Here is a 23,266-nt window from a genome sequence, read left to right on the forward strand (position 1 = left end):
TTGCAGCGCCTATCGATACCTTGGCTGATCCATTAGACTTTGGGCGCGCCCAAAAATCAACCACCACACTATGTGGACTCACAAAGCCCCGCGTGATGTAGGGGGACCGCCCCGGTTCGGTTGACTCCTGACCTGTGAGGATACGTTCCTCGCTGGAAGGATGTCTGTCATGCCGAAAGCGTTCCCCCTGGAGTTCCGCCGAGGACGCTGTCCGTCCCGGGAGCACCAGCAGCGAGTCGGCGGAGCTGCGGGAGTTGCGCCGTAGGAACAGGGTGTTGGAGCGGGAGAACGAGATTCTGCGGCGGGCCGCGGCGTAATTCGCCAAGGAGATCTCCCCACAATGATGTACCCGCTGGTCGGTGATCTGGCCGCGGGCGGGATCCCCGTCGCGGTGACCTGCCGGGTGCTGGGGTTCAGTAAGCAGGCCTATTACGCGTGGCGTAAGAATCCGGTGTCGCAGCGGGACTTCAACGACGCGTATCGGATCAACGCCGCCCTCGACATCCATGCCGATGACCCGGCGTTCGGGTACCGGTTCATCGCCGATGAACTCCCCGCCCACGGCATCACCGCCGGCCCGAACCGGCTGTGGCTGACCGACATCACCGAGCGTCCCACCGCCGAGGGCAAGCTGTACCTGTGCGCGATCAAGGACATGCACTCCGGTCGGATCGTCGGCTACTCCACCGACTCGCAGGTGAGAGCCTCGTTGGCCGTCGCGGCGCTGTCCAAGGCCATCCGGCTGCCGAACCCGGCCGCCACGATCGTGCACTCGGACAGAGGCAGCCAATCCCGGAACAAGAGAATTTCGCGAAAGCGTTGCACCGCAACGGATTGGTCGAGTCAACCAAACCCGGGGCAGTCCCGCCTCCGCAACCCAGAGAATCAACGCCTCCGGACCCGCGCGACCACGACCCGTCGCCACCGCGGACACCTCAACCCCGCGTAATTTCGAAGCGCGTGATGGAGCAGGCCGTACGCGACGGCATAATTCAGCACAACCCGGCGCAGGTTACCGGGTGGCAACGCGACTACCAGCAGGCCGCAGACGAATTGGACGATCCCCGCTCACTGGCACTGCCTGACCGGGAATCACTCACCGCGCTTTCCGACGCGCTTGTCGAGCGGTCCGCAACCGGCTTCACCGGGTGGGCCGACGTGGTGATATTCGCAGCCTGCACAGCGGCGCGGATCGGGGAGGTCTCCGGCGTCCGGGCCGAGGACATCGACCGGGAATCCTGGATGTGGACGGTACGCCGGCAGACCACACCCGGACCCGGTGGCCTGATCGACAAGTGCGCCACGGGAGATCGCCGGGCACGGATCACTGACCACCACCCAGCGGTACCTACACCCGGACCGACAGTCGATCACGGAGGCGGGAACGGCGATGAACGCCGACAACGACTCAACGGGCTGATCAACGGGTACCACCGGGCAGTCTGACACGATCTCCAAAACACCGGTTCAAAGCCGGTAAACGAGTTTGGCACGGTACACAGGCCTGACGCTCCCACACGTCGTCCCATGGCAGAACGCGGGCGTTGAGCACCTTCGGCGGTCATGCGTTCGGCCGCGCGCCGTAGTCCGGGCCGGCCTCCACCAGGCAGACAGACCGGTCGGGATCCTCGCTCACCCGGCTTGCCAGCACGGAGCCCGCCACCCCGCCCCGAGGATGACGACGTCGTAGCCGGTGGCGGCCGACGTGCCCGTCATATCCACTCCAGGGCGCCGTCACCAGCGGCGGCCTCGACCCGCGGGCGGGTCCAGTTCCGCCGCACGGGCGAGCAGCGCGCCCCGGTCGATGGAGTCGACGTTCGTCGCCGCCACGGTACAGGCGTAGGCCCCGGAGATCGCGCCGTACAGGGCGCACCGCCGCGCCGGCTCTCCTGCGAGCCAGCCGAGCAGGAAGCCTGCGGCGAAGGCGTCGCCCGCACCGTTGGAGTCCACCACCAGCGCCGGCGGATCGACCGCCGGAACATGGCTGAACTCGCCGTCGACCAGCAGGTACGCTCCCTCGGCTCCGGCGGTGGCGACGACCGTGCGGGCCCGGCCGCGTTCGACGATGCGGCGCATCGTCTGCTCGGGGTCGGCCAGTGCGGCCGACGACACGAAGACGAGGTCGGCCGCGTAGGCGAAGTCCTCGTGGTAAGGCTCGTTGCCGTCCCAGTTGTGCAGGTCCGTGGAGATGGTTACGCCCGCCGCGTGCAGCGTGGGGAGGGCGAAGGCGCACGGATAGGTGATCGACACGTGGGCGTGCCGGCTCGCCGCGGCGAGGGCGGTGACCGTCTCCACCGGGAGCCGGTCCCCCGCCTCGGATCGGCTGCTGTCGTACAGGGACAGCCGCCGTCCGTCCGGGGCGACGAGGTTGACCGCACGGCGGGTACCGGCCCGCAGCGGAAAGGCGGTGAGCGGGATGCCCCGCTCGGCGTGCAGGGCGCGAACCAAGTCGCCCTCGTGGTCGTCGCCGATCACATCGATGTGGTGGGTACGCAGACCCAGTGCGTGGACCGCCATCGCCACGAAGTCGCCGGTCTGCCCCGCGCGGGTCGTGATCGCCGGCACCATGTAGCTGTCGGCGAACGGAAGGGGCAGCTGCGGTGCGTGGACGATGGTGTCCACGCCGGCGCCACCCAGAACAAGGACGTCGATCTCAGTGCTCACAGGTGCTCCTCAGGGGAGGTGGTGCGGGGCTGGTGTAGATGGCGGCGACATCCCGCCCAGGGTCCAGGTGGACGGGGAGTGTTTGGGACCAGGTCAGCGCCTCGCCGCTGACCTCGTCGACGAGATCGACGGAGCGCGCGGAGATCCCGAGGTCGCCGGGGGCGAGGACGAGCGTGCCCCGGCGCGGGACGTCGGGGTCGAGACTCACCACGCACAGGACCATGTCCCCCGTGGCGGGGCCCGTCCTCGAGTACGCGATCAGCCGATCGCCGTCGATGTGGTGGAAGCGCAGGGTACGCAGCCGGTGCAGGGCGGGAGGCACCCGCCGGATCTGGTTGAGCTGGCCGATCCACTTCTCGATGGACCGGGCGGCGGCGAAGTCGCGCCTGCCGCAGCTCGAACCTCTCGGCGTGCGGCCAGGCGTGGCCGCCGGGTCGGGCGGGCTCGTTCGCGCAGATCTCGTAGCCGCTGTAGATCCCCCAACTCGGGGACATGGTCGCGGCCAGCGCGGCGTGGACCGCGAACATGCGTGGCCCGGCGTGGTGCAGGATGCGCGGCAGGACGTCACGCCTCCACTGCCGCATCGCCGCCGTCGATCGCCTCATCACAACCGCTGCGCAGAGAAGAAGCCCGCCAACAGCACCTGACGACCGACCGAGTGGACGCCCCAGCCGTTGCCCCGCTCAGCCCGACGTGCTCCCACGATGCTGGTACGACTGCTGTCAAAACCGCCCACAATCGATGAACTACCGGCAGGCGGTGGAGCGAAAGCCCAGCCCCCCTGCCAAGATCGACGCCATGACAACGCCGCAGCCACCGTAACAGGGACTGTAAAAAACAACGGCTCTGTCTCACGTTCGGTGGTGATGAAGCGGGCCAGCGCGGTCATCTGTGGACAGGCGCTGGTGAGGGTGTGGACGAGCGTTCACTGGTGGTCTGTGAGCTGGTCGGGTGGGGTCAGGAGGTAGCGGGTCAACCGGCTGGGAGACAGAGCTGGGCGGTCGGCTTCGATGCGGCCTTGGGTGATGTAGCGGTAGAGCAGGTTGAGGCTGCCGGTGTAGCCCAGTTCCTGATCTCGGCGAGAGGCTGCGTAGCGCCGGCGGCGGGGTCTTGTTGGCGGCGTCGGCGCAGGTGGTCACGGTAGGGGTCGACGAGGGTGGGCCGGTGCTGCGGTGCGCGGGCCAGGCGTTCGGGTTGGCTGACGCGGGCGTGGCGTGTGACGGTGTTGAGACCGAGGTGGAGCCGGCGGGCGCATTCGAGCAGGCCGACGCCCTTGTCGAGCAGGTCGTGGACCTGCTGCCACCGCTGCCGGGTGGTCACGGCCCGGATGCCGGCCTGCGGCGGCAGGTCAGCGGCGGCCCAGCACGTACTGTGGGCGGTGACCTCTTTACGGACGGCCTCTGCGAGGTTGTGCCACAAATGCCAGCGGTCCGCGATCTGCACCGCGCCGGGTAGGGCGCGGCGGACCGCTTCGGCATAGGCGCCGGAGAGAGTCCCGACACACCACCTCGACACCGGGATGCTCCCGCAGCCACGTTTCCAGCGTTGCGGCCTTGCGGTCGGGCAGCACATCAACGCGCTCACGGGTGACCGCGTCGATCAGGACGGTGGCATAACGCCGGCGTCGACACGACGCGAAGTCATCCACCCCGAGCACGCGGGGCACCCGGCGCTCGGGCAGCGGCAGGCGCAGCAGGGCCCGCAGGGCGGTGTGCCGGGACACGACCACCGCCAGGCCCGACACCCCGGCCCGGCCAGCCAGATGACGCACCACCGCACCGACCTGGGAGATCAGCCGGGTTTGCGGTCGGTGGCGAGGCCTTGGCAGGTGGCCTGCATGTGGGAGGCCGTGGAGCTGGGGGTGTGAACCGCCCGATCTCAGGTTGATCTGAACCCAGCTTTAGGTTGTAGAACGGCAAGGTGGCTCAACACACGATCACCAACCCCCCATCGTCCCCTTCCAGTCACCGGCGGCGGCTGCCGTACCGGTACTGGGTCGCCGTCGTCTATGTGCTGGGCCTGTTCGTGGAGATCATGGACACCACAATCGTCAACGTGGCGGTTCCCGCCTTGGCCGCCGAGTTCGGGACGACGCCGAATCACACGCACTGGGCGGTGTTGGGCTATCTGCTGTCACTGGCCCTGTTCATACCCGCTTCGGGCTGGATCGGTGACCGCTTCGGCTCCAAGCGCGTCTTCCTCGTCGCCCTCGCCCTCTTCACCGTGGCTTCGGCCCTGTGCGGCCTGGCCCAAACGCTGGACCAACTCATCGCCTTCCGGATCCTGCAGGGTGTGGGCGGTGGCATGCTGACCCCGGTGGGTGGGGCCATGCTGTACCGGGCCTTCCCACAGTCGCAGCGCGCCAAGGCCGCCACCGCCGTGTTCGGCGTTGCCGTGCTTGCTCCCGCCGTGGGCCCCGTGCTCGGCGGGCTGCTGGTCGACACAGCGTCGTGGCGGTGGATCTTCTACATCAACATTCCCCTCGGCATTCTCACCATGGCCCTGGCCGCCACCGTGCTGGTGGAGCATCGTGAGCCCCACGCCCACCGCTTCGACATCGCCGGGTTCGTGCTGGGAGGTGCGGCCCTCACCACGATGCTCTACGGGCTGTCGCTCGGCCCGACGCTGGGGTGGACCTCCCCCACCATCGTGGCTGCCCTGATCTGCGCTCCGCTGTTGGCAGTCGCCTTCGTCATGGTCGAGCGCACCAGGTCCGAGCCCTTGGTGCACGTGGCGCTGTTCAAGGATCCGATGTTCCGTATCGGCAACATCGCCGGCAGTTTCCTCATCGGGGGCTACCTCGGCTTGATCTTCCTGCTGCCGTTGTTCCTCCAGGGCCCCCAGGGTCAATCCGCACTCCACAGCGGCCTGATCCTGCTACCCCAGTCGGTCGGAGCCCTCGTCTCGTCGCAGATCGCCGGCCGTTGGTGGTACCGCCACTACGGACCCCGCCCGCTCATGCTGTACGGGGCGCTTCTGGCCGCGGCCAGTGGCGTCGCCCTCCTCGCCGTCGGGGCTGACACCGACCCTCTGGTCACGGCCGCTCTACTGGGGCTACGGGGCCTGGCCATCGGACCGGTGTTCATCGCCCTCCAGACCGCCACCTACGCCACCATCAGCCCGGCCGCGACCGGGCAGGCCGTCGCCATCTACAACACCCAACGTCAGGTCAGCGCTGCGGTCGGTATCGCCCTGGGGGCGGCATGGCTCACCGCCCGGACCCCGGACAGCGCCGAGGCCGTCGATACGGTGTCGGTCTTCCACGAATCCTTCGTGCTGGTCAGCATTCTCCTACTTGTCGGCGCGTTGATTTCAGCCAGGATCAAGAACGCCGACGCTCGAGCCACCATGGATCCGCCACCCGAACCACCTACCCGCACGGCAGGAGAGGAGTCGGACCGGCCAGCGCAGCTATCCGTTCCAGGCAGTTGACCGCAGCCTGCACCCCCGCCGGCGGAACGTATCCGTTGCCGGCACTGACCGACGAAGGTGCGCCGAAGGCGACCTGGTTCTCCCGTAGGGCGGCAAAGACGTGGTCCGGATTCCCGGCGACCGGAAGGCCGGCGAGCAGCATGCCGGTCATCGCGATATGGAAAGTCCGCTCCGCCCATCGTGTGGTACTGGTTGTCCAATCCGAGGATCGGGCCAGAGTTGTAGTTCTGTAGGCCCCGCGCTTGGGTAGCTGTCCCGGGACCACAAATGTTTGATCTTGGTGCTAGATACGGATCGGCCCCGCGCAACGTTGTTTCGTGCTAATGCCTCGTCGTACAGCCTTGGACGGGTAATCCGGGTGGCGGATCTTGGAGTTGGTCGCGAAACCGGTCTTCGGTTGGGCGCGTTGGTTGCGCCGGCGGATGTAGTCGCCGGTCGCGGTGTCCTGCTCGGTGTGGGTGCGGTGGTCGGTGCCGCCCAGGGCGAAGTAGCGCACGGCGGCGAACTCGGCTTCGATCCAGTTCAGCCAGGACGCGTACGTCGGTAGGAACACCAACTCGACGTGGTTGGTGGCGCACCAGGCGCGGACCTCGGGGTGTTTGTGTGGGGAGAAGTTGTCGCAGATCAGGTACAGCTTCTGGTCGGGCCAGCGGGCGCGTAGGGTCTTCAGGAAGGACAGGAACTCGCGCCAGCGTTTACGGTCACGGATGCGGTAGTGCAGCCTGCCGGTGGCCAGGTCGAGGGCGGCGATCATGTGCCGTACGCCCTGGTCGCGGTGGTAGGTGACGCGTAGTCGCACGGGGTGTGCCTGGGGTCGCCGGGCCGGCCGGGGCGGGGTTGCAGGTTCAGGGGCCCGAACTCGTCGACGCACAGCACACGCCCGCCCGGCGGCGGGTGGTCGTAAAGGTCCAGGATCCGGCGCATCGTGGTGGTGAGGTCGGGGTCGGTGCTGGCTTTCCAGGTCTTGGTGGCCTGCCATGACACGCCACGTTCGTGCAGGACACGGCGCACGGTCTCGACGCTGATCGTGGTGACGTAGCCGATGGCGGTGAGGTAGTCACGCAGTTTGGCCAGGGACCAGCCCGAGGACGGCTGGCTGAGGAAACGGGGGGGCGCACCGGGCGATGACGTAGATCCAGTCGCGGGTCTGCTCTTCGATCCGTCTCGGTGCGCCCCCGCTCCATTGTGGGTTCAGGGCGTCGAACCCCCGCTCGTTGAACGCGTGGATCCTTCGCCGTCCGGCTGATCTGCTGCAACCGCTGGCCCTCGGCCATCGGCACCCTGCCGGGCGAACACTTCCGGTCTTCTACCCACCGGCCACCACCTCCCACACGAGCACTGGGAGACAGCTTTCCTGATCCATCCTCAGAACCGACGCATTACCCGATCAACGTTCAAAGACGAGGCGCTAGGGGACAGTTGAGCTGATTCCGTCATCGATTCGACTAAACTGGACCGGACAGGTCACGATCACGAGGATCGGAGCAACGCGCCGTGGCCACCCCGGACCTCGCGATCCCTCCAGGACCCCGAGCCGACGCCGACGTAGCAGGCGTTTGCTCAGTCCGGTGAGGGCGGTGTTCCTTCCCAGACCGAACTACTCGAGGAGCGTGCCCGTGTTAGATTGACAATCTGATTTTTCCATTGGACGATCGATCGATGACCGGCGGCATCAACTACCTTGACGAGCCCGACCGCGTCGCCGCCGCGCTACCACCACTACGCAGGCAGCTACTCGGCAGACTGCGGGTACCGGCCTCAGCGACACAACTCGCGACAAGCCTGCGCATCCCCCGCCAGCGGGTGAACTACCACCTGCGCGCGCTTGAGGCGATCGGCCTCGTCGAGCTGGTCGAGGAACGACAGCGACGCGGCTGCACGGAGCGGATCATGCGCGCCAAGCCGGGCGCGCTCGTGGTCAACCCGACCCTGATGGGTGTGGACGAGAACGTGCCCGAGCCTGACGGTGCGCTCGCCGACCAACACTCGGCCGAACACCTTGTCGGAGTTGCGGCCGCCGCGGTGCGCGACGTCGCCCGCATGCAGGTCGGGGCGGCGGAGTCCGGCAAACGCCTGCTCACGTTCACAATCGAGACACACGTGCGGTTCGCCGACCCCGCCGTGGTACACCAGTTCACCGAGGAAGTCACCGAGCTCATCACACAGATAGCGACCACATACGACACTGAGGGCGGCCGTCCGTACCGAGTGGTCGCTGCCGGATACCCGGCACCGGCAACGGAGGCACCAACGATTCAATGAATACCCCAAAGATCGAAATTACGGTTGACACCACCGTCGACGCTGCTTGGCAGGCATTGCGAGACACCGACACCCTCCGCCGATGGCACGGCTGGGACACCGACGAGATCGCCGAGGAAATTCAATCCATCTACTTCACCGATGTCACCGTAGATGACCAGAGACGCGTGCTCGTCGCCAACGGCGGCGACCGTTTCGAGGTGCACCCGCAGGCCGACGGAGTGCGCGTCACACTCACCCGTGCGCCACTGTCGGGAAACCCGGAATGGGACGCCTACTACGACGACATCACCGAGGGGTGGACCTCGTTCCTCCAACAGCTACGCTTCATACTCAGCCACCACACCAGCGGCACTCGACGTACTCTCTTCTTCTCCAACCAGCACATCCACTCCAGCACCGTCGTTGACCGGCTAGGCCTGACCGGCGTGGCGGCAACACCAGCCGGCAGCCCCTACACCGCCACCGTCGTTGGCGGCAGGACAACAGGCAACGTCTGGTTTCGGTCGACCCATCAACTCGGCCTGACCATCGACGCATGGGGACCAGGGCTGCTGGTGCTCGCGGGGAACGCACCATCGCAGACCAATCCAGCGGGATCCGCGACGGCCATTCTCAACACCTACAACCTCGACGACACCGCGTTCGGTCAGGTCTCCGAACAATGGTCAGCGTGGTGGGCCAAGCACACGCACTGACATCGGTACCACAACAGCGAGAGGAATGAACACATGATGAGCCAAGACAAGGTAGGCACAATCGCGGGCTTCGACCTCACCGTGCAGAACGCGGACGGCGTCCGTGACTTCTACGCGGATGTGGTCGGCTGGAAGCCGGAGCCGCTGAGTATGGGCGCCTACGACGACTACATGATGCTCGCGCAGGATGGCAACCCGGTCGCTGGCATCTGCCACGCCAAAAGCAGCAACGCTGACCTGCCGCCGCAGTGGATCACCTACATCGCGGTCAGCGACCTTTCCGCGAGCCTGGCCCGGGTGACTGAGAAGGGTGGCGAGGTCGTGCGGCAGCCCAACGGCACCGGCCCGGGCGGGTTCGCACTGATCAAGGACCCTGCGGGCGCGGTCGTTGCGCTGATGCAGAACCCACACACCAGCTGAGCCGCACTCGGCCTCAGCGATCGGCCACCCGCCGGGCCACGTAGAGCATGTAGCGCGGCTCGAGCGACTCCACGCAGTAGGCGAATGCAGTAACGAATCCGTCGAAGACCGCGTCGCCGTGCTGTGCGCGCAGGTCCGTTTCGTTGTCCCGCAATGCCTGCAACAGCAACGCGTAGGTCCGGTGGGTGTGCTCGGTAAGATCGACGAACTCGCGAAGTTCAAAGCCAGCCGTGCGTAGCAAGGCTGGATAGTCGTCGAGGGGGACGATGGGTCCCAGTAGGGCGACCCCGCGGAATGCCTCCACCGCGTCGGCGCGCGTCCCGGTCAATGGTGGGTGGGTGAAGAAGTCAGTAGCGACGAACAGCCCACCGGGCTTGAGGGTACGGGCGACCTGCGCGAGCGCGCGGGCGCGGTCGGTCATGTGCACCAGTGACTCGATCGCCCATGCCACGTCGAAATGGGCGTCCGGAAACGGAAGCTCCTGGGTCGCGTCGGCCATCTGGAAGCTAGCCCGGCCGGCGAGCCCGGCTGCGACCGCGCCCTCGTTCGCTCGCTCGACCTGGGTATCGGAGTCGGAAACACCCGACACCGAGCAACCGGTTTCAGTAGCCGCCCGCCGCGCGGGTTTACCCAAACCACAACCCACGTCGAGCAGGTGCTGACCAGCGCCGAGCCTGCTGCGGGCGAGCACCAGCTCGGTCAGCCGGTCGGTGGCAACAGTCTGGTCACTGGTGTCGTCGGGGCTATCCCAGTACCCGACGTGCAGGTTCTCGTCCCAGACATCGGTGCGCATCGACTCATCTGATTTGTAGTCGTACCTGGCCTGCTCGTCGGTGACGGACATACACGTTCTCCTCGTCGGAGGCTGCGGTCAGGTTCTGCGGTACGACACCGGCAGTGAGCGCAGGCAAAAAATTCCGGGTGCGTCGTAGTACGAAAGCGCCTCCACCGCGGGCGCCAGCGATGTGGTGCGTTCAGCGAGTAGCCCCAGCACGACGGAGGACTCCATCCGGGCCAGGCTGGCGCCGAGGCAGTAGTGAATCCCGAGCCCGAAGCCGAGGTGCTTGCTGTCCCGGCCAAGCACGAACGTGTCGGGATCGGCGAACTGCCGCTCGTCTCGGTTACCGGAGGCGATCCACAGGCGCAGGAGCTGGTCACCAGGCACCACCTGATTACCGATCGTCACCTCGGTCGTGGTGAACCGGTAAACCTCAGTGAACGGCGTTCGGTGTCGCAGTACCTCCTCGAGCAGAATTGCGGTGTCAACCTGTCCCTGCCGCCACCGCAGCATGATGTCCTGTCGCTCACCCAGAGCCAACAATGTGTTGCCGAGCAGCGCGGTCGTGGTGATGTGGCCGGCGGTCAGCAAGAGAATCGCAAAGTTGCGAATCTCCCTGTCGTTGAGGCGTTCCCCGTCGATTTCGGCGTGCGCGAGCGCGCTGATCAGGTCATCCCCGGGCTTGGCGCGACGACGCTCTGCGTGGTCGAGCATGTAGCTGCCAAGTTCATCGAGCGTGGACTGCATGCTCGCCATGTAGGCGCCATCGAATGGATCATCCGCGCTGATGGCGTAGAACTCGTCAGCCGCACGAACCAGGTACCCCCGGTCACTCTCGGGTAGCCCGAGGAGCTCGCCGATGACATACACCGGTAGCAGGTAGGCGAGGTCGCCGATGATGTCGAACTCGCCCTCGACCCTACGGTCCACGAACGCCCGGTTAAGCAGCAGCTCACCAATCGAACGGACACGCGGGGCCAGCTGCTCGACCAGTCGCGGCGTGAAGGCCGCGCTAATCAGCCCCCGCAGCCTGGTATGCCGCGGAGGGTCGACCGCGACCAAGCTGCCCTCGGCTTCTTCGGCCAGCTCGGGCGGCATCGACCGGCCCGGGTCGGACGAGAACGTGACAGGATCCTTGAGTATCTGGGCGATGTCGGCGTACCGAAACACATTCCAGCTCTTGGTGCCCTGGTCGTACCACACGGGCTGGTCATCCCGCATCCGCCGGAACCAGGGCAGCACGCGCTTACCTCCGTCCGCGAACGTGAGGCGCGGCACGGCAGCCATCACCACTCCCTCCGACGATATGACAAATTGTCATGACAGCGTGACATCCAGTCATACAGCAGGCGGACCTTGTCGGGCAAGGGGGCGTTCGTGGCATCCGCACAGGAGCACCGCACCCCTTCGTCCATAGGCAGTGGTGGATAGATATGAAAGACGTCCACCAGGGCCATACGGTGACGGCGCTGCGATTGGCCAGGCGGAGGCCGGCCTGATCGACGTCATCCGGGTCAGCCGCGCCGCACAGAGGCCGTTTCCTGCAACCCACGGAGCACGTACGGCACCGCCTCCGCCTGGAAGTCGACGTCCGGGACGAGCTCACGCACGCTGCCCTCAAGCACCAGGAGAGCGAGGATCGGAAAGACGAACTGCGGATCGGCGTACAACCCACGCGATCGCTGGATCGCGAAGAGCGTGGCGGCGAAGGACGCCAGGTCGAAGTCCGAGGCCCTGACCGAGCTATTGCGTGCCACCAGGGCCACCACGTCGTTCCGGAAGCCATCCCGGTCGTACCGGCCCCCGCCATCGAGGGCCGTCGACAACAAGATCTCGGCGCAGCGCTGCCCGTCACTACGGCCGAGGTAGTAGAAGAACTCGGCGAACCTGCGGCGAGTGAGGTCGGTCAAGCCGCGGACGAAGCCGGTGTCCACGATCACCGCGGTGCCATCCGACATCAGATACAGGTTCCCCGGATGGAGGTCACAGTGCACGAATCCGTCCTGGAAGAGCATCTGGTACGCGGCCCTCAGCCCGTTGAGCATCGCGGTCCGCCGGGCGGGGGTTCGCTCGGTGTTTCGTTCCAGCGCCCCGATCCACTCCGTCACCAGGACCGTGTGGCCGGAAAGCTCCGACACGACGGCCGGCACCCGGACGTCCGGCAGGCAGCTCAGGTTCTCGCGCAGCCGGGTCAGCGACTGCGCCTCCCGGACGAAGTTGAGCTGCTCGTACACGGCGGCCGAGACTTGGTCGACTATCTCCGCCAGTGGAACCTGACGCATCGCTGGTAGCCGGCCGACGACCCGAGCGACGGCACCGACCAACGCCAGATCGAGTCTCATGGTCTCTTCGATTCCCGGCCGCCGTACTTTGATGGCGACCACGCGACCGTCGTAGAGGCAGGCCCGGTAGACGCAGGCGATGCTGCCCGCCGCCGCCGGTGTCAGCCCGGCCGCCCCGCCGATGACACGGGATGTCACCATTGGTGGCACGGTTCGGATGACGGCGGCGAGGTCGGACGGCGGGGACACCCGGTCATGCAGCCGGGACAGGTTCCGGCACAGCCACGGAGGCAGAAGGTCGACCCGTGTGCTGAGCACCTGACCCAACTTGACGTAGGCCGGACCGAGCTGTTCGACCGCGTCGGTGAGAGTGACTGCCAGCTGCTCCCGGACACGGGCTCCTCGCATGCCCCTCGGCCGCAGGGCGTCGATCAGCAGGCGAACCGCGAGCCGCCCGGCCCAGCCCACCAGCAGCACGGCGATCGTGACGGCCCGAACAACGAGAGCCCACCATCGAAACAATCGTTTCAGCATCGATTCTCCTCGGCAACGGCAACGGCAACGGCAACGGCAACGGCAACGGCAACGGCAACGGCAAGAACCCTAGTCCGGCCCTGCGCAGTTTTCTGTTTCCTGGGAACGGGACAGCAAGACTTCGAAGTAATTTGCACCCGAAGCTACGCTTTCTTGCTGCACTGCGTCGCAGTGTTGACGTCACCCCCTCGCACTGCCAACCCTTGAAACGCACCACCGTAGGCGGGGCCATGGCATGTGGAGCAGCTGCCGGCGGAGCCGTCCACTCTTGGGCGACTCCATGGCTCGCCGCCTGCGGCCGAAATCTGAACCGGCAAAGAGGTCGCGAATGGCTCGCACTCGGCCTTGCAGCGGGTGTCCGTATTCGCCGTCCGAGGCGAAATCGCTCGGTGGCTGCTCCACACCGGGTTTCGTCGCACGCATATCGCAGGCACCGCAATCACCAGAGATGAAAGGGTGATCAAGAACATGACACTCCAATCCATCGGTCTGTCCACCGGGGGTCGGGACCGCGCGCCTGAGTGGGAGCACTACCTCAAGGGTGACCCGGCTCTGTTGAACAGCGAGCTCGGCGACATCCTGGACCGGGACGCGGTGCGGCTCGACATCCGCACCGACGACCAGGTCGCCTACGAGGCGTTGCACCACCCGGACCCGATGGTCCGCGAGCAGTCCCTGTACCAGGCGATGGACCGCCGGCTGCCGGAAGCGATCGACCTGATCGCGGAGAGCATCGCCACCGACGAAAGCCGTGAGGTGCGGTGGAACGCGCTGTGGGCGCTAGAGAAGATCGGCGGGCCACGGGCCCTGCAGGTCATCGAGCGGCACGTCAACGACGACGACGCCGACGTCGGCGAGTGGGCGAAGCTGTTCAGCTCCGAGCTGCGCACCGGCCTGCCTGCCTTTGACAACCGGTCGTTCACCTGGGACAGCGACCGGACCTTCGACGAGACGATTCTGCTCAACATCCACTGCGATGTCTATGTCGCACTCGATGAGACGGGACGCAACTGGGGCAAGATCTCCCTGGCCCCGCAGGGCCTCGCCCGCAGCTACGGACAGGCGCATGCGTGCCCGAACACGGACACCCGGAACCAGAAGCTCATCATCAGCAAGACGCTGTCTGGCCTGCACGACGACGGAACACCGCACACCGAGAACTTTGTGTTCCGTGGGCTCACCAACCACGCCAACCCCGGCCGCGGCAGCTTCTACTTCGAGTCGCGCGGTCTTCGCCCGATCTTCCTGTCCGGCCGTGCCGACGACGACAGCCTGGGGCACCGCAACGAGATGGTCGCCGCCAAGCGCAGTGGCGAGTGGACCCTCGACCCGAGTATCCAGATCAGGGGCGAGTCGGCGATCCGCTACGTCCGAGGCCGGGTACACACCTGGGGCTATGTCAACTTCGACACCATGGCGGGCAGCTCGCTGGAGGAGGTGCTGTTCCCCGGCAACAGCATCCTCGGCACGTTGGACACCCCCACTGGACCGCTGGCCAACGCGTTCATCGTGGGCACGTTCAAGGGCAAGCTCGTCGACTGGGATGGCGACGACAAAGTCAACGTCAACTCGCTCGACATCTACTCGACGCGGGATGGGGATGTCGACTCCAACCAGGACGGCACCGCCGACATCCCGGGGGTGCAGTTCTGCCCCCGTACGAACTGGATGAACTGAACTGACTGAACTCCGGGGCGGACGGCGGTAGCTGTCCGCCCCGGAGCCGTCCAACGACGGTCTGCCGGACGAAGCCGAGCAGGGGCGCCATTGTCACACTTAATTCCCATTTGCCGCTTTTGGGCCACGTCGTTCGTGATGCCATTAGCAAGATTAGATAACTATGCACAGCATAAAGGGCGCTTGACTGAACGCAACGATGCAAGCGGCCGTACACGGACTCGGCAAACCCGGGAGGACTAACCTCGGGTCTTTGTGGGCCCTGGGTGGCGCAATCGACGGCAGCAAGAGACATGTGACCGCGCCCGTCGGGTTAGATGCGGCCGCGACTCGGCGACCCTGGGGAGGGCTACGCGATGACCACTGTTGACCAGCTATGGCGACAAAGGGGGAACTGTTTAGAATGTGCCCAAGTCACGAGGTGTAGCAACCTGGGGATGTGTCTTGAAAACCCTACCAATGCCGCTCGGCTAGATTCCGTCACTCGGGCTATCGAATACATGACAGCCCATTTCTCGGAACCCCAACGCCTTTCCGACATAGCTCAGGCCGCGTTGCTCAGCCCGTTCCACTTCCATCGGGTATTCCGGCACGTCACATCCACCACACCGGCACGATTTCTGACCGCACTGCGGATGGCCCGCGCCCGGAGCATGCTAGTCAATTCGAACCTGTCAGTGACCGAGGTCTGTCTGGGCGTCGGATACTCCGGCCTCGGCACCTTCATCAGCCAGTTCACCAAGCTGACCGGAATGTCGCCACGACGGTTCCGGTCGGCAATGTCCGTCTTCGGCCACATTCGGTTGAGCGAGCTGACCGATCCGGCCGCCGAGCGCCACTTCACCCCGGGACCAGTCGGCGCCGTCACCGGCGGGCCGAGCACCGGCGGCTGCGCGGTGCTAGGGCTCTACCGGTCAGAGGAGCCCGACGATGTCCCGGTGACCTATGGCGTACTGGAAACCAACCGCCTGAGCCACTTCCGGCCGCTGGCAGACGGGGCGTACCACGCCGTGGCGCTGGGCTTCGACAACCGCTCGACGCTGTCCGACGTGCTCGGCGACAACGGCTGGCAGGCGCAGTTCGTCGGTACGGGCGACACGCCCATCGTCGTCCGCGGCGGACGCACCGACCGGAGCTTTCAGATCGCGCTTCGATGCCCGCGCCCCATCGATCCTCCCGTGCAGCTCACCTCGGCACTGCTCGCCCTGGCCCAGCGTAGGCAGCCGCCGCTACTGAAGACGGGTAGCTGACGGGAGCACACGTTCTCGGCCACAACCGCATGTGGAATCGCTGCGGCACCCGACCCAGGTGAGCAGGTCGAGTGCCGCAGCGATCACCCGCTGAATGCCGTCAGGGCCACCCGCAGCTCGACCGGCAGGTCGACCGGCACCGGGCCGTCCAGGGTACGGCGTAGACACGCCACCGTCTGCTGGCCCCGAGCGACCTCCCGCCCTCCACGACGGAACTCGAAGTGCATGCCCAGCCGGTGCCCGTGCTGACCGTCCACGCGCATCCGCACTTCTATCTCGTCTAGGCCGAAGCACTCCTCGTAGTAGTCCATGCCGCACGACACGGTCACCAGGACCAGGTCACCCCGACGTATTTGATCTAGGACGGCGGGTGCGTGGTCACCGAGAAACCGCTCCCGGCAGTGCCCCTGCCAATGTAGGAAGTGCGCGAAGTAGACGTTCCCCACGACATTGGTCTCGTCCAGGGTCACCACGTGTCGATGGACATACCACCTACTCATGTCGCCCCAATCTGGTCGCCACCGCCACCACCACCTGCTTCGCCTCTTTGCCCCAGGCCAACGCGGTCGTCACCGCCACGTCCTGCCCCGTGGAGACGAGCAAGCCGTCCGGCTCCGCCTCGCCGTGCGCCAGTGCCTGGTCCGGATCGACGCCGAGCTTGACCAGAGCCTCCCGAGCGGCCCACAACCGGGTTGTGGCTACCTCTGGGGCGTCTCCGGTGTGCTGCCGGAGATCGTCCACGGTCACCCGCGCGGAGGCGTCCAGCAACCCTGCCAGCGACCGGTCCGTCACCGGCTCCCAGTCCACTCCCACCGGACGGTCGGTGAGCGCGACGAGCACCTGCCCGTCGGCGTAGCTCGCGCTGGCATACCGGCCGGGCACGTGGAGCGCGCCGGACGGCTTGTGGCCCAGCTCCGACTCGGGCAGGGCGAGATGCCGAGCCACCAGACCGCGCGCACCCTCCGTCTCACGCCGGCCCGCTCCCACGACGAACTCCACTGCGTCGACCGCACCGACCTCGATTAACCGACGACTCAGCCACGGAGCAACCAGCTCCACGCCAAGTCGGCCGCAGTCCCGGGCCGCGATGAACTCCGGGTTCTCGCCGACCGCTCGCAGCCGCAAGCCCCGCCACCGCGCTACCGGACTACCGGAGCGGGTGACGTCGACGTCGAAAACGTACTCGTCCGTGCCATGCCACGTCTCCCGCGCCTCGACGGTGAGTAGACCGCGCAGTGGCTGCCAGACGACCACCTCGGCCGCGCCCACCGGTAGTACCCGGCGGTGCGGCGCACAGGCGAGCAGCGTATGGATCACCGCGTCGTGCCCACCCGGGCAGCCGAGCAGCAGATCCTGACCGAGGAACGACGCGAACCAGCGCTCCGATTCGCTGGCCTCGACCACCGCGCGCACCCCGAACGCCGAAACCGATTCCGCGCAGACGAGACGACGCATCTGTCCCTCATGAAAGAGCACCGATTCATACCAGGAATGAGCGCCGTTCTCCTCCGGTCCGGCCGTTTCCACCCGCGAGCACGGCCGGGACTCCTCGCCGCCCCCCACGCTGCTCGCCGGCGGCGCCGGGGGTTGCCCGACCACCGTCCCGCTAAATCGGTCAGTAGCGAAACCGTCGGTGTCCGCGCGGATCACCACTGCGACATCCGTCCCGCCCTCATCGGCCAGCGCCGCCACCCGAATCCGCCTCGTGTGGAGCTCGGGAATGTCGATCGGCGCGGCGAAGCGGACGTCCCGAATCGCCCAACCGACCCGGTTGCCGAGGGTCAACGACGCCAGCTGCACCATTGCCTCCAGACCCAGCACGGCGGGCAGCAGCGACACATCGCCGACACGGTGATCCCGTAAATACGGGTCCGCTCCGGCCGACAAGACCGCCTCGGTCACCGTGGCAACCTGTCCAATCCGGCTGACCATGACTTCAGCGAAGCGCAGCCGACCCAAATCGGGAGCATCAGGCGCGGGCTGTGGACTCAACGTGGCGGATTCGGGAAACGCCGCCGTACACAGCACGGTCACCGGAGCGGTCGGATCGGTGAGGATTCGCCACAGCGCCGCGACACCGTCATCGGGGGCGATGCCGCCAACCCCGCGCCTACGCAGCGAATCGAGTACGTCTAGACGGACCCCCATACCGATCCCGGACCAGACCGACCACTCGATCACGTGCGCCCGAACCGCCGGGTGATCGCCGGCCCACCGTTCCACCTCATGACGCAGCCAGTCGTTACCGACACAGTAGGCGGCCTGCCCGGCCAACCCCTGACGGCCGATGATGGAGCCAAACGCCAGCACCAAACGTAGGTCCGGCCCCACGGCGGTGAGCAGTGACTTGAGCCCGTCCACCTTGCCGCCCAGGTGATCCTGAAGCTCCTTCGCCGAGACCTGTGAAAGCTGCGCCGGCCGGTTGATTCCGGCACCATGCACAACCGCCCGGACCGCGCCGAGCCGCCCCGCACCGGCCACCACCGCCCGTACCGCCTCGGGGTCGGTCAGATCGGCTCGCTCATAGTGCAGCCGGTCGTCGCCGAGGACCGCACTCAGCCGCCGCAGCGCTTCGCCCGTTTCGGCGTCCTCAATGGGGCGCCGCCCGAGGACCAAGAGCCGACATCCGGTTCGTTCGGCGATCGCCGCCGCGACGAAAGCCGTGATGCCAGTGGCACCACCGGTGACGATACAGAGATCGTCGGGGCCCAGCGGCACCTCCCGCGACCCGTCGGCCGGGCGATGCAGGGAGGTGACCAGCCGCTGGACGCCGCGGGGCCCGACCCGTAGCTCCCCGTATCCGGCCGGCACCGCCAACCCGGCCAGCCTCGTGATGTCTTCAGGGGAGGTAGCTTCGAGCACTGTCACCGCGCTGCCCGGAAGTTCTGCCGCGACCGAACGGCCGACAGCGGCGGCGGCGGGATGGCCGTCGTGCACGATCGCCAGCCGGGCCGGCTGCTCGACGGCGATCCGCGTCAGGGCGGCAGCTACCTCCACGGGTCCGTCGTCTGGGCCGAGTGCGACAGCTAGTCCGTGCGACGCTGCTGTCTGCTCAGACACGGCGGGGAAGACCGCGTGCAAGGGGTGGCCCACCGGCGCCTCGACCCGCCACCGTACGCCGCTGGTGGCCATCACAGTGTTCTCAACCGGCACCCAGTCGTGCCGGAACAGTCGTACCCAGGGTGCTACGCCCTGGACCGGTTCCTCCTCATCATCAGCGGCGGGCAGCTGTGCGAGCACCTCCGCCGCCTCGGCGACGGTCGCCTCGGCCAGCGACAGTGGCGCAGAAGGTGGTTGCCGGCCCAGCGCCGATGCGACCGCGGCGACGGTACGGGCGATCCGCAGTGAGTTCAGGTGCAGGTCACCGAGGAGTCTGGTTGCCGGGGCAATGCTCGTCACCGGTAGTTCCAGCTCGGTGGCGAGGTGGGCGCACAGCTGGTTGAGTGGGTCCACCTCGGGCGGAGTCGGCGCTGGCCGAGCGGAGGCGGTCCGCACCACCGCATCTGCCCCGCTCGACAGCGGCTCGACTCGACCCGGCTGGGGAACGGGTTCCGCCTCGGTCGACACAGATCCCGCCCCGGGCAGCCCGGCGGCGGAGATGCCGGAACCACACGGGCTGCTGAGAAATGACATGGCCGTCCCTGGCCGGAGCGGGCGGTAGGGCCGCCCCGCGTACCAGGCGGTGAGGTCGCCAGCGCCGGCGGCAACGACAGCAGCGGTGGCGAGGGCAAGTGAGCGGGGCGATCCCCCGCAGTCCAGGCTGACCGCCGGTACGGCCGAGAACCTGGCAGCGAGCCGGGACAGCATGGTCCCCGGACCTGCCTCGACGAGCAGGTCACACTGCTGGCCAAGCGCGCGGGCTGCGGCGACGAACCGCACCGGGGCGGTGAGCTGATGGGTGAGCAGGGCCACCAGGTCGTCGCTTTCGCGCAACGCCTCTCCGGTCACGCTGGATACGACCGGCCACGACCGTCGGGGAAATCCGACCATGTTCAGCTCGGCGGCCCAGGCCGGCTGGGCAGGTCCCATCGCCGGGCTGTGGAAGCCGTACGACACCGGTAGTCGAACCGCCTCGATGCCGCTGTCCCGTAGCGCCGCCTCCAGCCCGGCAAGGTTCTCGTCGGCGCCGGCGAGCACGGTACGGTCCGGAGCGTTGAGGGCCGACACCACAAGACCGTGCTCGGTCGCCAACCGGACCGCCCGCGCCTCGTCGACGGACAGACTCACCATGCCCGTGCCCGCCATCCCGTGCCGCGCCATGACGCGGCCCCTGACGACGACCAACTGGATGAGCCGGCCCATGTCCACAGCACCAGCCCAGGCAAGGGCGGTCAACTCGCCGAGGCTGTGCCCGACCGCACCGACTGGGGCGCAGCCGAGTTGATCCAGCCAGGCCAGGCCGAGGAGTGACTGCCACACCACGGCGGGTTGTGCCGCCTCGGTGCCGGAAGCCCCGGTGTCCGCGGGCCGCTCGGGCAGCTCGCGGAGTAGCCGGGCCAGTGGGCCGGGGTCGTGCCGCACAGGGGCGCCTTGGCCGGGCAGGAGCAGCCCCACTCGCGCCGGCGGTCCGCCGCCCAACGCCACTCCGGCGCTCTCATCGACCAGGACGTGGCCGTTCCACGTAGCTAACAACCTGGTCGCGGCGCGGGCCGCGGCGGTCAGCTCGTCGGCGTCCTGGACGACCAGGGCGCAGCGGATCCTGGCTGTCCCCCCGGCTGCAGCGCTGAGAGTCGCCGCGACGTCACCGACCTCGGCGTCGCTAAGCATCGCGCCCCAGTCGACAAGACGGTCGAGTTGCTTGGTCAACTCACCTCGGTCGGCGGCTTCGAGCAGCACGATCTCCGGTTGGATCGGGGGGTGTGCCCAGGCCTGGGCCGAGGCGGAAATCCGGCGGTGGCCGGCAGCGGCACCGGACGCGCCGCTCTCCACCACGACGTGGCTGTTGATCCCGCCGAACCCCATCGCGGAGACGCCGGCTGTCAGCCGGTGGCCCCGCCACGGCTCCGGCTCGTCGAGCACTCGCAATTTGGCGTCTGCCCCGCGAAGCAGGGGGTGCGGTGTGTGGCAGCCTGTGGTCGGCGGAAGTATCCGGTGATACACGGCGAGAACAGTCTTGATCAGTGCCGCCGCTCCAGCGGCCGCCTTCGTGTGGCCGATGTTTGCCTTCACTGAGCCGAGCGCCGCAGCACCGGTCGCATCGCGCCGGATTCGGGTCAGCGTTTCCAGCTCGACCCGATCGCCGACAGCGGTTCCGGTGCCATGCCCCTCGATGAGGCCGACGTGCTCCGGCTTCACCCCGGCCGCCTGATATGCCCGCCGCAGTGCCAGCGCCTGCCCGCCCATGTCCGGCCGGGTCAAGCCCCCGGACCCATCCGAAGACGTCGCCCAGCCGGTCAGCCTCGCGTAGACACGCAGTCCACGCCGTTGCGCCTCGTCGGCGCGCATGAGGGCAACGATGCCGCACCCCTCCCCCGGCAGGAAGCCGGTGGGTTGCTCGTCATACACACGCATCTGCCCGTGGGCGAGCGCGCCGAGGCGGGCGAAGCCGATCATCTCCAGCGGGTCCAGGGACAGGTCGACACCACCGGCGAGGGCGAAGTCCAGCTCGCCGGAGAGCAACGCGTTGGCCGCGGTGATGACGGCGAGCAAACTCGACGCGCAGGCACCATCGACCGTGTAACCAGTACCGTGAAAGTCAAAGTGGTTGCAGATGCGGCCAGCGATGGTGTTACTCAGCGCCCCTGCCAGTGACTCGTCGCCCGGCTCCGGGAATGCAGCGGCGATCCGGTGCCAGGCCTGATCGAGTACTTGTGCGGCGACCGCGGAATCCACTCTGGTGTCGTGTAAGGCGGCCTCCACCGATCGGCGAACGAACGGCCAGTGCATCCGCACCAGGCCCGCCCGGCTGAATTCACCGGTGAGCGAGTTGCCGAGCACAACACCGACGCGGTCGGCGTCCAGGTCGGCGCCCGCGGGGAATCCGGCGTCCGCCAGGGCCGCCCCCGCCGTCTCCAACGCCAGCCAATGCGCATGATCCGCAGCTCGCCAGCCAACCCCGGACACGCGGAAGGCCTCGCGGTCGAAGTGCCAGTCCCGCAGCAGTGCGGCGCGGCGGACGTACGTCGAATCCGGCGCGTGCGGCGCCCCGAGCCGGTGCGCGGGGTCCAGCCGTTCGGCCGGGATCGCCCGAAACGCGCGGCGGCGGGCCAGCACCGAGCGCCACAGTTGCGTGGGATCGTCGGCATCGGGATAGCGGCAAGCCATGCCGACCACCGCGATCTGCCGTTCGTTCGCCCTCATGCGGCTGCCTTCCCCAGGCGCGTCCGCCGGGCCCGAATCAGCCGGTGGCGATCGACCAACAGCAGGCCCGCCCGAAGGGTGCAGGTGATGACCAGAGCGAGGAACAGTCCGTACGAGACGTGTGCAAGCACCAGCAGGCCGTAGACGGCCGCGGTGCACAGCCCGAACCACACCTGATTGCCGCGGGCGCGGGGCGTGGTGCCAGGATCAGTGATCATGTAATTGGTGAAAAGGATGAAGGCAAGGCCAGTCATCGGCAGTAGCGCGGCGACGAAGTCGTGGTCGAAGAGGACCGCTCGCAGTAACGCCTGCCCGACGAAGCCGGCCAGCCAACCCAGGATCAACGGCATCTTTCCAGTGAGCTTGCCGTTGAGCAGCGTGCCGGCCATGAGGACGCCGAGCGGCAGCAGCCAATCCAGCGCCCCGGAGATCCCAGCGGTGAAATGATAGGGCGGCGCGATGCTGACCCAGGGAAAGAGCAGGAGAGTCAGCGCGATGCCGGCGTTGGAGGGGTTGAGCACGTGCCGCGGCCGACCATCGACTCGGATCCGCAGGACGTGCCGGGAGGCCACCGCCGTGGCGATGGCGAACAGGTACGGCCAGGGCGAGGAGTTGCCGTAGAGCAGCATCGCGCAGGCCAGCGCGCCGATGTGGGTGGGTAGGAGGTAGTCCACCAGCCGCCGGAAGCCACCGAGGAAGGCCGCCGGGCGCCGCTCGACACGGGCTTGGAACGTTTCCAGGGCCAGATCAAGGGCATAACCCAGCAGAAGGGTCAAAACCGGCGTCACTGGTGCCTGCTCGAACCCGAGGAAGAGGTGGCCGAGCAGGGTGAGAATCGTGATGGACAGGGCGAAGCGACGCAGGGCTCGTACTCGGAGCTCTCCTGGAGCAGCGGATATCACAACGCACACCGTTTCGTCGGTGGGTGAGACGGGGCTGAAGGGCCGCTTAGCCGGCTGGCGCGTTGAG

General features: G+C 67.3%; 15 protein-coding genes and 5 pseudogenes. 8 read left to right on the forward strand and 12 right to left on the reverse strand.

The window, feature by feature from the left end:
- Window positions 1–227: 227 nt before the first annotated feature.
- Together SALPAC6_RS25570 and SALPAC6_RS25575 are read left to right on the forward strand one after the other, a co-directional pair.
- Window positions 228–846: pseudogene (locus SALPAC6_RS25570) on the forward strand (DDE-type integrase/transposase/recombinase); the annotation flags it as partial.
- Between the two features lie 111 nt (window positions 847–957).
- Window positions 958–1,420, forward strand: a pseudogene (locus SALPAC6_RS25575) (site-specific integrase); the annotation flags it as partial.
- A gap of 314 nt (window positions 1,421–1,734) precedes the next feature.
- On the opposite strand, the gene SALPAC6_RS0108215 reads toward SALPAC6_RS25575, so the two are convergent.
- From SALPAC6_RS0108215 to SALPAC6_RS28660, 3 genes and pseudogenes are all read right to left on the reverse strand, one after another.
- On the reverse strand, window positions 1,735–2,664 hold the full coding sequence (locus SALPAC6_RS0108215) for an adenosine kinase (protein ID WP_018252947.1): 930 nt from the start codon (window positions 2,662–2,664) through the stop codon (window positions 1,735–1,737).
- Window positions 2,654–2,986, reverse strand: a complete 333-nt coding sequence (locus SALPAC6_RS0108220; RefSeq protein ID WP_018252948.1) for a hypothetical protein — start codon at window positions 2,984–2,986, stop codon at window positions 2,654–2,656. Before SALPAC6_RS0108220 ends, SALPAC6_RS0108215 begins: the two co-directional genes overlap by 11 nt.
- Window positions 2,987–3,529: 543 nt before the next feature.
- Window positions 3,530–4,474 (reverse strand): annotated as a pseudogene (locus SALPAC6_RS28660) (transposase); the annotation flags it as partial.
- A 110-nt stretch (window positions 4,475–4,584) separates the two neighbouring features.
- Between SALPAC6_RS28660 and SALPAC6_RS0108235 the strand changes: the two are divergent.
- Window positions 4,585–6,184, forward strand: a pseudogene (locus tag SALPAC6_RS0108235) (MDR family MFS transporter).
- Here SALPAC6_RS0108235 and SALPAC6_RS30020 read toward each other — a convergent pair.
- The 3 genes and pseudogenes from SALPAC6_RS30020 to SALPAC6_RS30030 form a co-directional block, all read right to left on the reverse strand.
- A pseudogene (locus SALPAC6_RS30020) lies at window positions 6,086–6,329 on the reverse strand (chitinase); the annotation flags it as partial. The pseudogenes SALPAC6_RS0108235 and SALPAC6_RS30020 overlap by 99 nt on opposite strands.
- Window positions 6,330–6,379: 50 nt before the next feature.
- Window positions 6,380–6,895 carry a transposase gene (locus SALPAC6_RS30025; RefSeq protein WP_223874428.1) on the reverse strand — a complete coding sequence of 172 codons (516 nt, stop codon included), beginning with the start codon at window positions 6,893–6,895 and terminating at the stop codon, window positions 6,380–6,382.
- Window positions 6,847–7,107 carry a hypothetical protein gene (locus tag SALPAC6_RS30030; RefSeq protein ID WP_223874429.1) on the reverse strand — a complete coding sequence of 87 codons (261 nt, stop codon included), beginning with the start codon at window positions 7,105–7,107 and terminating at the stop codon, window positions 6,847–6,849. Before SALPAC6_RS30030 ends, SALPAC6_RS30025 begins: the two co-directional genes overlap by 49 nt.
- 648 nt (window positions 7,108–7,755) lie before the next feature.
- Between SALPAC6_RS30030 and SALPAC6_RS0108245 the strand changes: the two genes are divergently transcribed.
- The 3 genes from SALPAC6_RS0108245 to SALPAC6_RS0108255 are packed head-to-tail and all read left to right on the forward strand — an operon-like array spanning window position 7,756 to window position 9,476.
- Window positions 7,756–8,358, forward strand: a complete 603-nt coding sequence (locus SALPAC6_RS0108245; RefSeq protein WP_018252952.1) for an ArsR/SmtB family transcription factor — start codon at window positions 7,756–7,758, stop codon at window positions 8,356–8,358.
- Window positions 8,355–9,056, forward strand: coding sequence for an SRPBCC family protein (locus tag SALPAC6_RS0108250; RefSeq protein WP_018252953.1), 702 nt, complete (start codon window positions 8,355–8,357; stop codon window positions 9,054–9,056). Before SALPAC6_RS0108245 ends, SALPAC6_RS0108250 begins: the two co-directional genes overlap by 4 nt.
- A gap of 36 nt (window positions 9,057–9,092) precedes the next feature.
- Window positions 9,093–9,476, forward strand: coding sequence for a VOC family protein (locus SALPAC6_RS0108255; RefSeq protein ID WP_026189440.1), 384 nt, complete (start codon window positions 9,093–9,095; stop codon window positions 9,474–9,476).
- A 13-nt stretch (window positions 9,477–9,489) separates the two neighbouring features.
- Here the strand turns inward: SALPAC6_RS0108255 and SALPAC6_RS0108260 are convergent, their stop codons facing one another.
- The 3 genes from SALPAC6_RS0108260 to SALPAC6_RS0108270 form a co-directional block, all read right to left on the reverse strand.
- Window positions 9,490–10,320 (reverse strand): methyltransferase domain-containing protein, encoded by an 831-nt coding sequence (locus SALPAC6_RS0108260; protein ID WP_018252955.1) that lies wholly within the window; start codon window positions 10,318–10,320, stop codon window positions 9,490–9,492.
- A 27-nt stretch (window positions 10,321–10,347) separates the two neighbouring features.
- A complete protein-coding gene (locus tag SALPAC6_RS0108265) occupies window positions 10,348–11,541 on the reverse strand; it encodes a cytochrome P450 (RefSeq protein ID WP_018252956.1) in 1,194 nt (397 codons plus the stop codon).
- A gap of 227 nt (window positions 11,542–11,768) precedes the next feature.
- Entirely contained in the window at window positions 11,769–13,070 is a 1,302-nt protein-coding gene (locus SALPAC6_RS0108270) for an ABC1 kinase family protein (protein WP_018252957.1), read from the reverse strand.
- 468 nt (window positions 13,071–13,538) lie between these two features.
- Between SALPAC6_RS0108270 and SALPAC6_RS0108275 the strand changes: the two genes are divergently transcribed.
- Window positions 13,539–14,747: a HEAT repeat domain-containing protein gene (locus SALPAC6_RS0108275; protein ID WP_026189442.1), complete on the forward strand. Its 1,209-nt coding sequence runs from the start codon at window positions 13,539–13,541 to the stop codon at window positions 14,745–14,747.
- 500 nt (window positions 14,748–15,247) lie between these two features.
- Window positions 15,248–15,997 carry a helix-turn-helix transcriptional regulator gene (locus SALPAC6_RS0108280; protein ID WP_223874276.1) on the forward strand — a complete coding sequence of 250 codons (750 nt, stop codon included), beginning with the start codon at window positions 15,248–15,250 and terminating at the stop codon, window positions 15,995–15,997.
- 83 nt (window positions 15,998–16,080) lie between these two features.
- On the opposite strand, the gene SALPAC6_RS0108285 is transcribed toward SALPAC6_RS0108280, so the two are convergent.
- Genes SALPAC6_RS0108285 through SALPAC6_RS0108295 form a run of 3 tightly spaced genes read right to left on the reverse strand, consistent with a single transcriptional unit; the run spans window position 16,081 to window position 23,199 of the window.
- Window positions 16,081–16,497: an acyl-CoA thioesterase gene (locus tag SALPAC6_RS0108285; protein ID WP_026189444.1), complete on the reverse strand. Its 417-nt coding sequence runs from the start codon at window positions 16,495–16,497 to the stop codon at window positions 16,081–16,083.
- The gene (locus SALPAC6_RS0108290) at window positions 16,490–22,297 is read right to left on the reverse strand and encodes a type I polyketide synthase (protein WP_018252961.1); all 5,808 of its coding nucleotides are present in this window, start codon (window positions 22,295–22,297) and stop codon (window positions 16,490–16,492) included. The genes SALPAC6_RS0108285 and SALPAC6_RS0108290 overlap by 8 nt, the downstream gene beginning before the upstream one ends.
- Window positions 22,294–23,199: a hypothetical protein gene (locus tag SALPAC6_RS0108295; RefSeq protein WP_018252962.1), complete on the reverse strand. Its 906-nt coding sequence runs from the start codon at window positions 23,197–23,199 to the stop codon at window positions 22,294–22,296. The genes SALPAC6_RS0108290 and SALPAC6_RS0108295 overlap by 4 nt, the downstream gene beginning before the upstream one ends.
- Window positions 23,200–23,266 lie beyond the last annotated feature (67 nt).

This window comes from Salinispora mooreana (assembly GCF_000379065.1).
GTDB lineage: Bacteria > Actinomycetota > Actinomycetes > Mycobacteriales > Micromonosporaceae > Micromonospora > Micromonospora mooreana.

Coding starts and splice junctions, on each gene's coding strand:
- SALPAC6_RS0108250 (WP_018252953.1), top strand. CDS start 8,355: ATGAATACCCCAAAGATCGAAATTACGGTTGACACCACCGTCGACGCT.
- SALPAC6_RS0108245 (WP_018252952.1), top strand. CDS start 7,756: ATGACCGGCGGCATCAACTACCTTGACGAGCCCGACCGCGTCGCCGCC.
- SALPAC6_RS0108290 (WP_018252961.1), bottom strand. CDS start 22,297: ATGAGGGCGAACGAACGGCAGATCGCGGTGGTCGGCATGGCTTGCCGC.
- SALPAC6_RS0108270 (WP_018252957.1), bottom strand. CDS start 13,070: ATGCTGAAACGATTGTTTCGATGGTGGGCTCTCGTTGTTCGGGCCGTC.
- SALPAC6_RS0108275 (WP_026189442.1), top strand. CDS start 13,539: ATGACACTCCAATCCATCGGTCTGTCCACCGGGGGTCGGGACCGCGCG.
- SALPAC6_RS0108265 (WP_018252956.1), bottom strand. CDS start 11,541: ATGGCTGCCGTGCCGCGCCTCACGTTCGCGGACGGAGGTAAGCGCGTG.
- SALPAC6_RS0108255 (WP_026189440.1), top strand. CDS start 9,093: ATGAGCCAAGACAAGGTAGGCACAATCGCGGGCTTCGACCTCACCGTG.
- SALPAC6_RS0108285 (WP_026189444.1), bottom strand. CDS start 16,497: ATGAGTAGGTGGTATGTCCATCGACACGTGGTGACCCTGGACGAGACC.
- SALPAC6_RS0108260 (WP_018252955.1), bottom strand. CDS start 10,320: ATGTCCGTCACCGACGAGCAGGCCAGGTACGACTACAAATCAGATGAG.
- SALPAC6_RS0108280 (WP_223874276.1), top strand. CDS start 15,248: ATGACAGCCCATTTCTCGGAACCCCAACGCCTTTCCGACATAGCTCAG.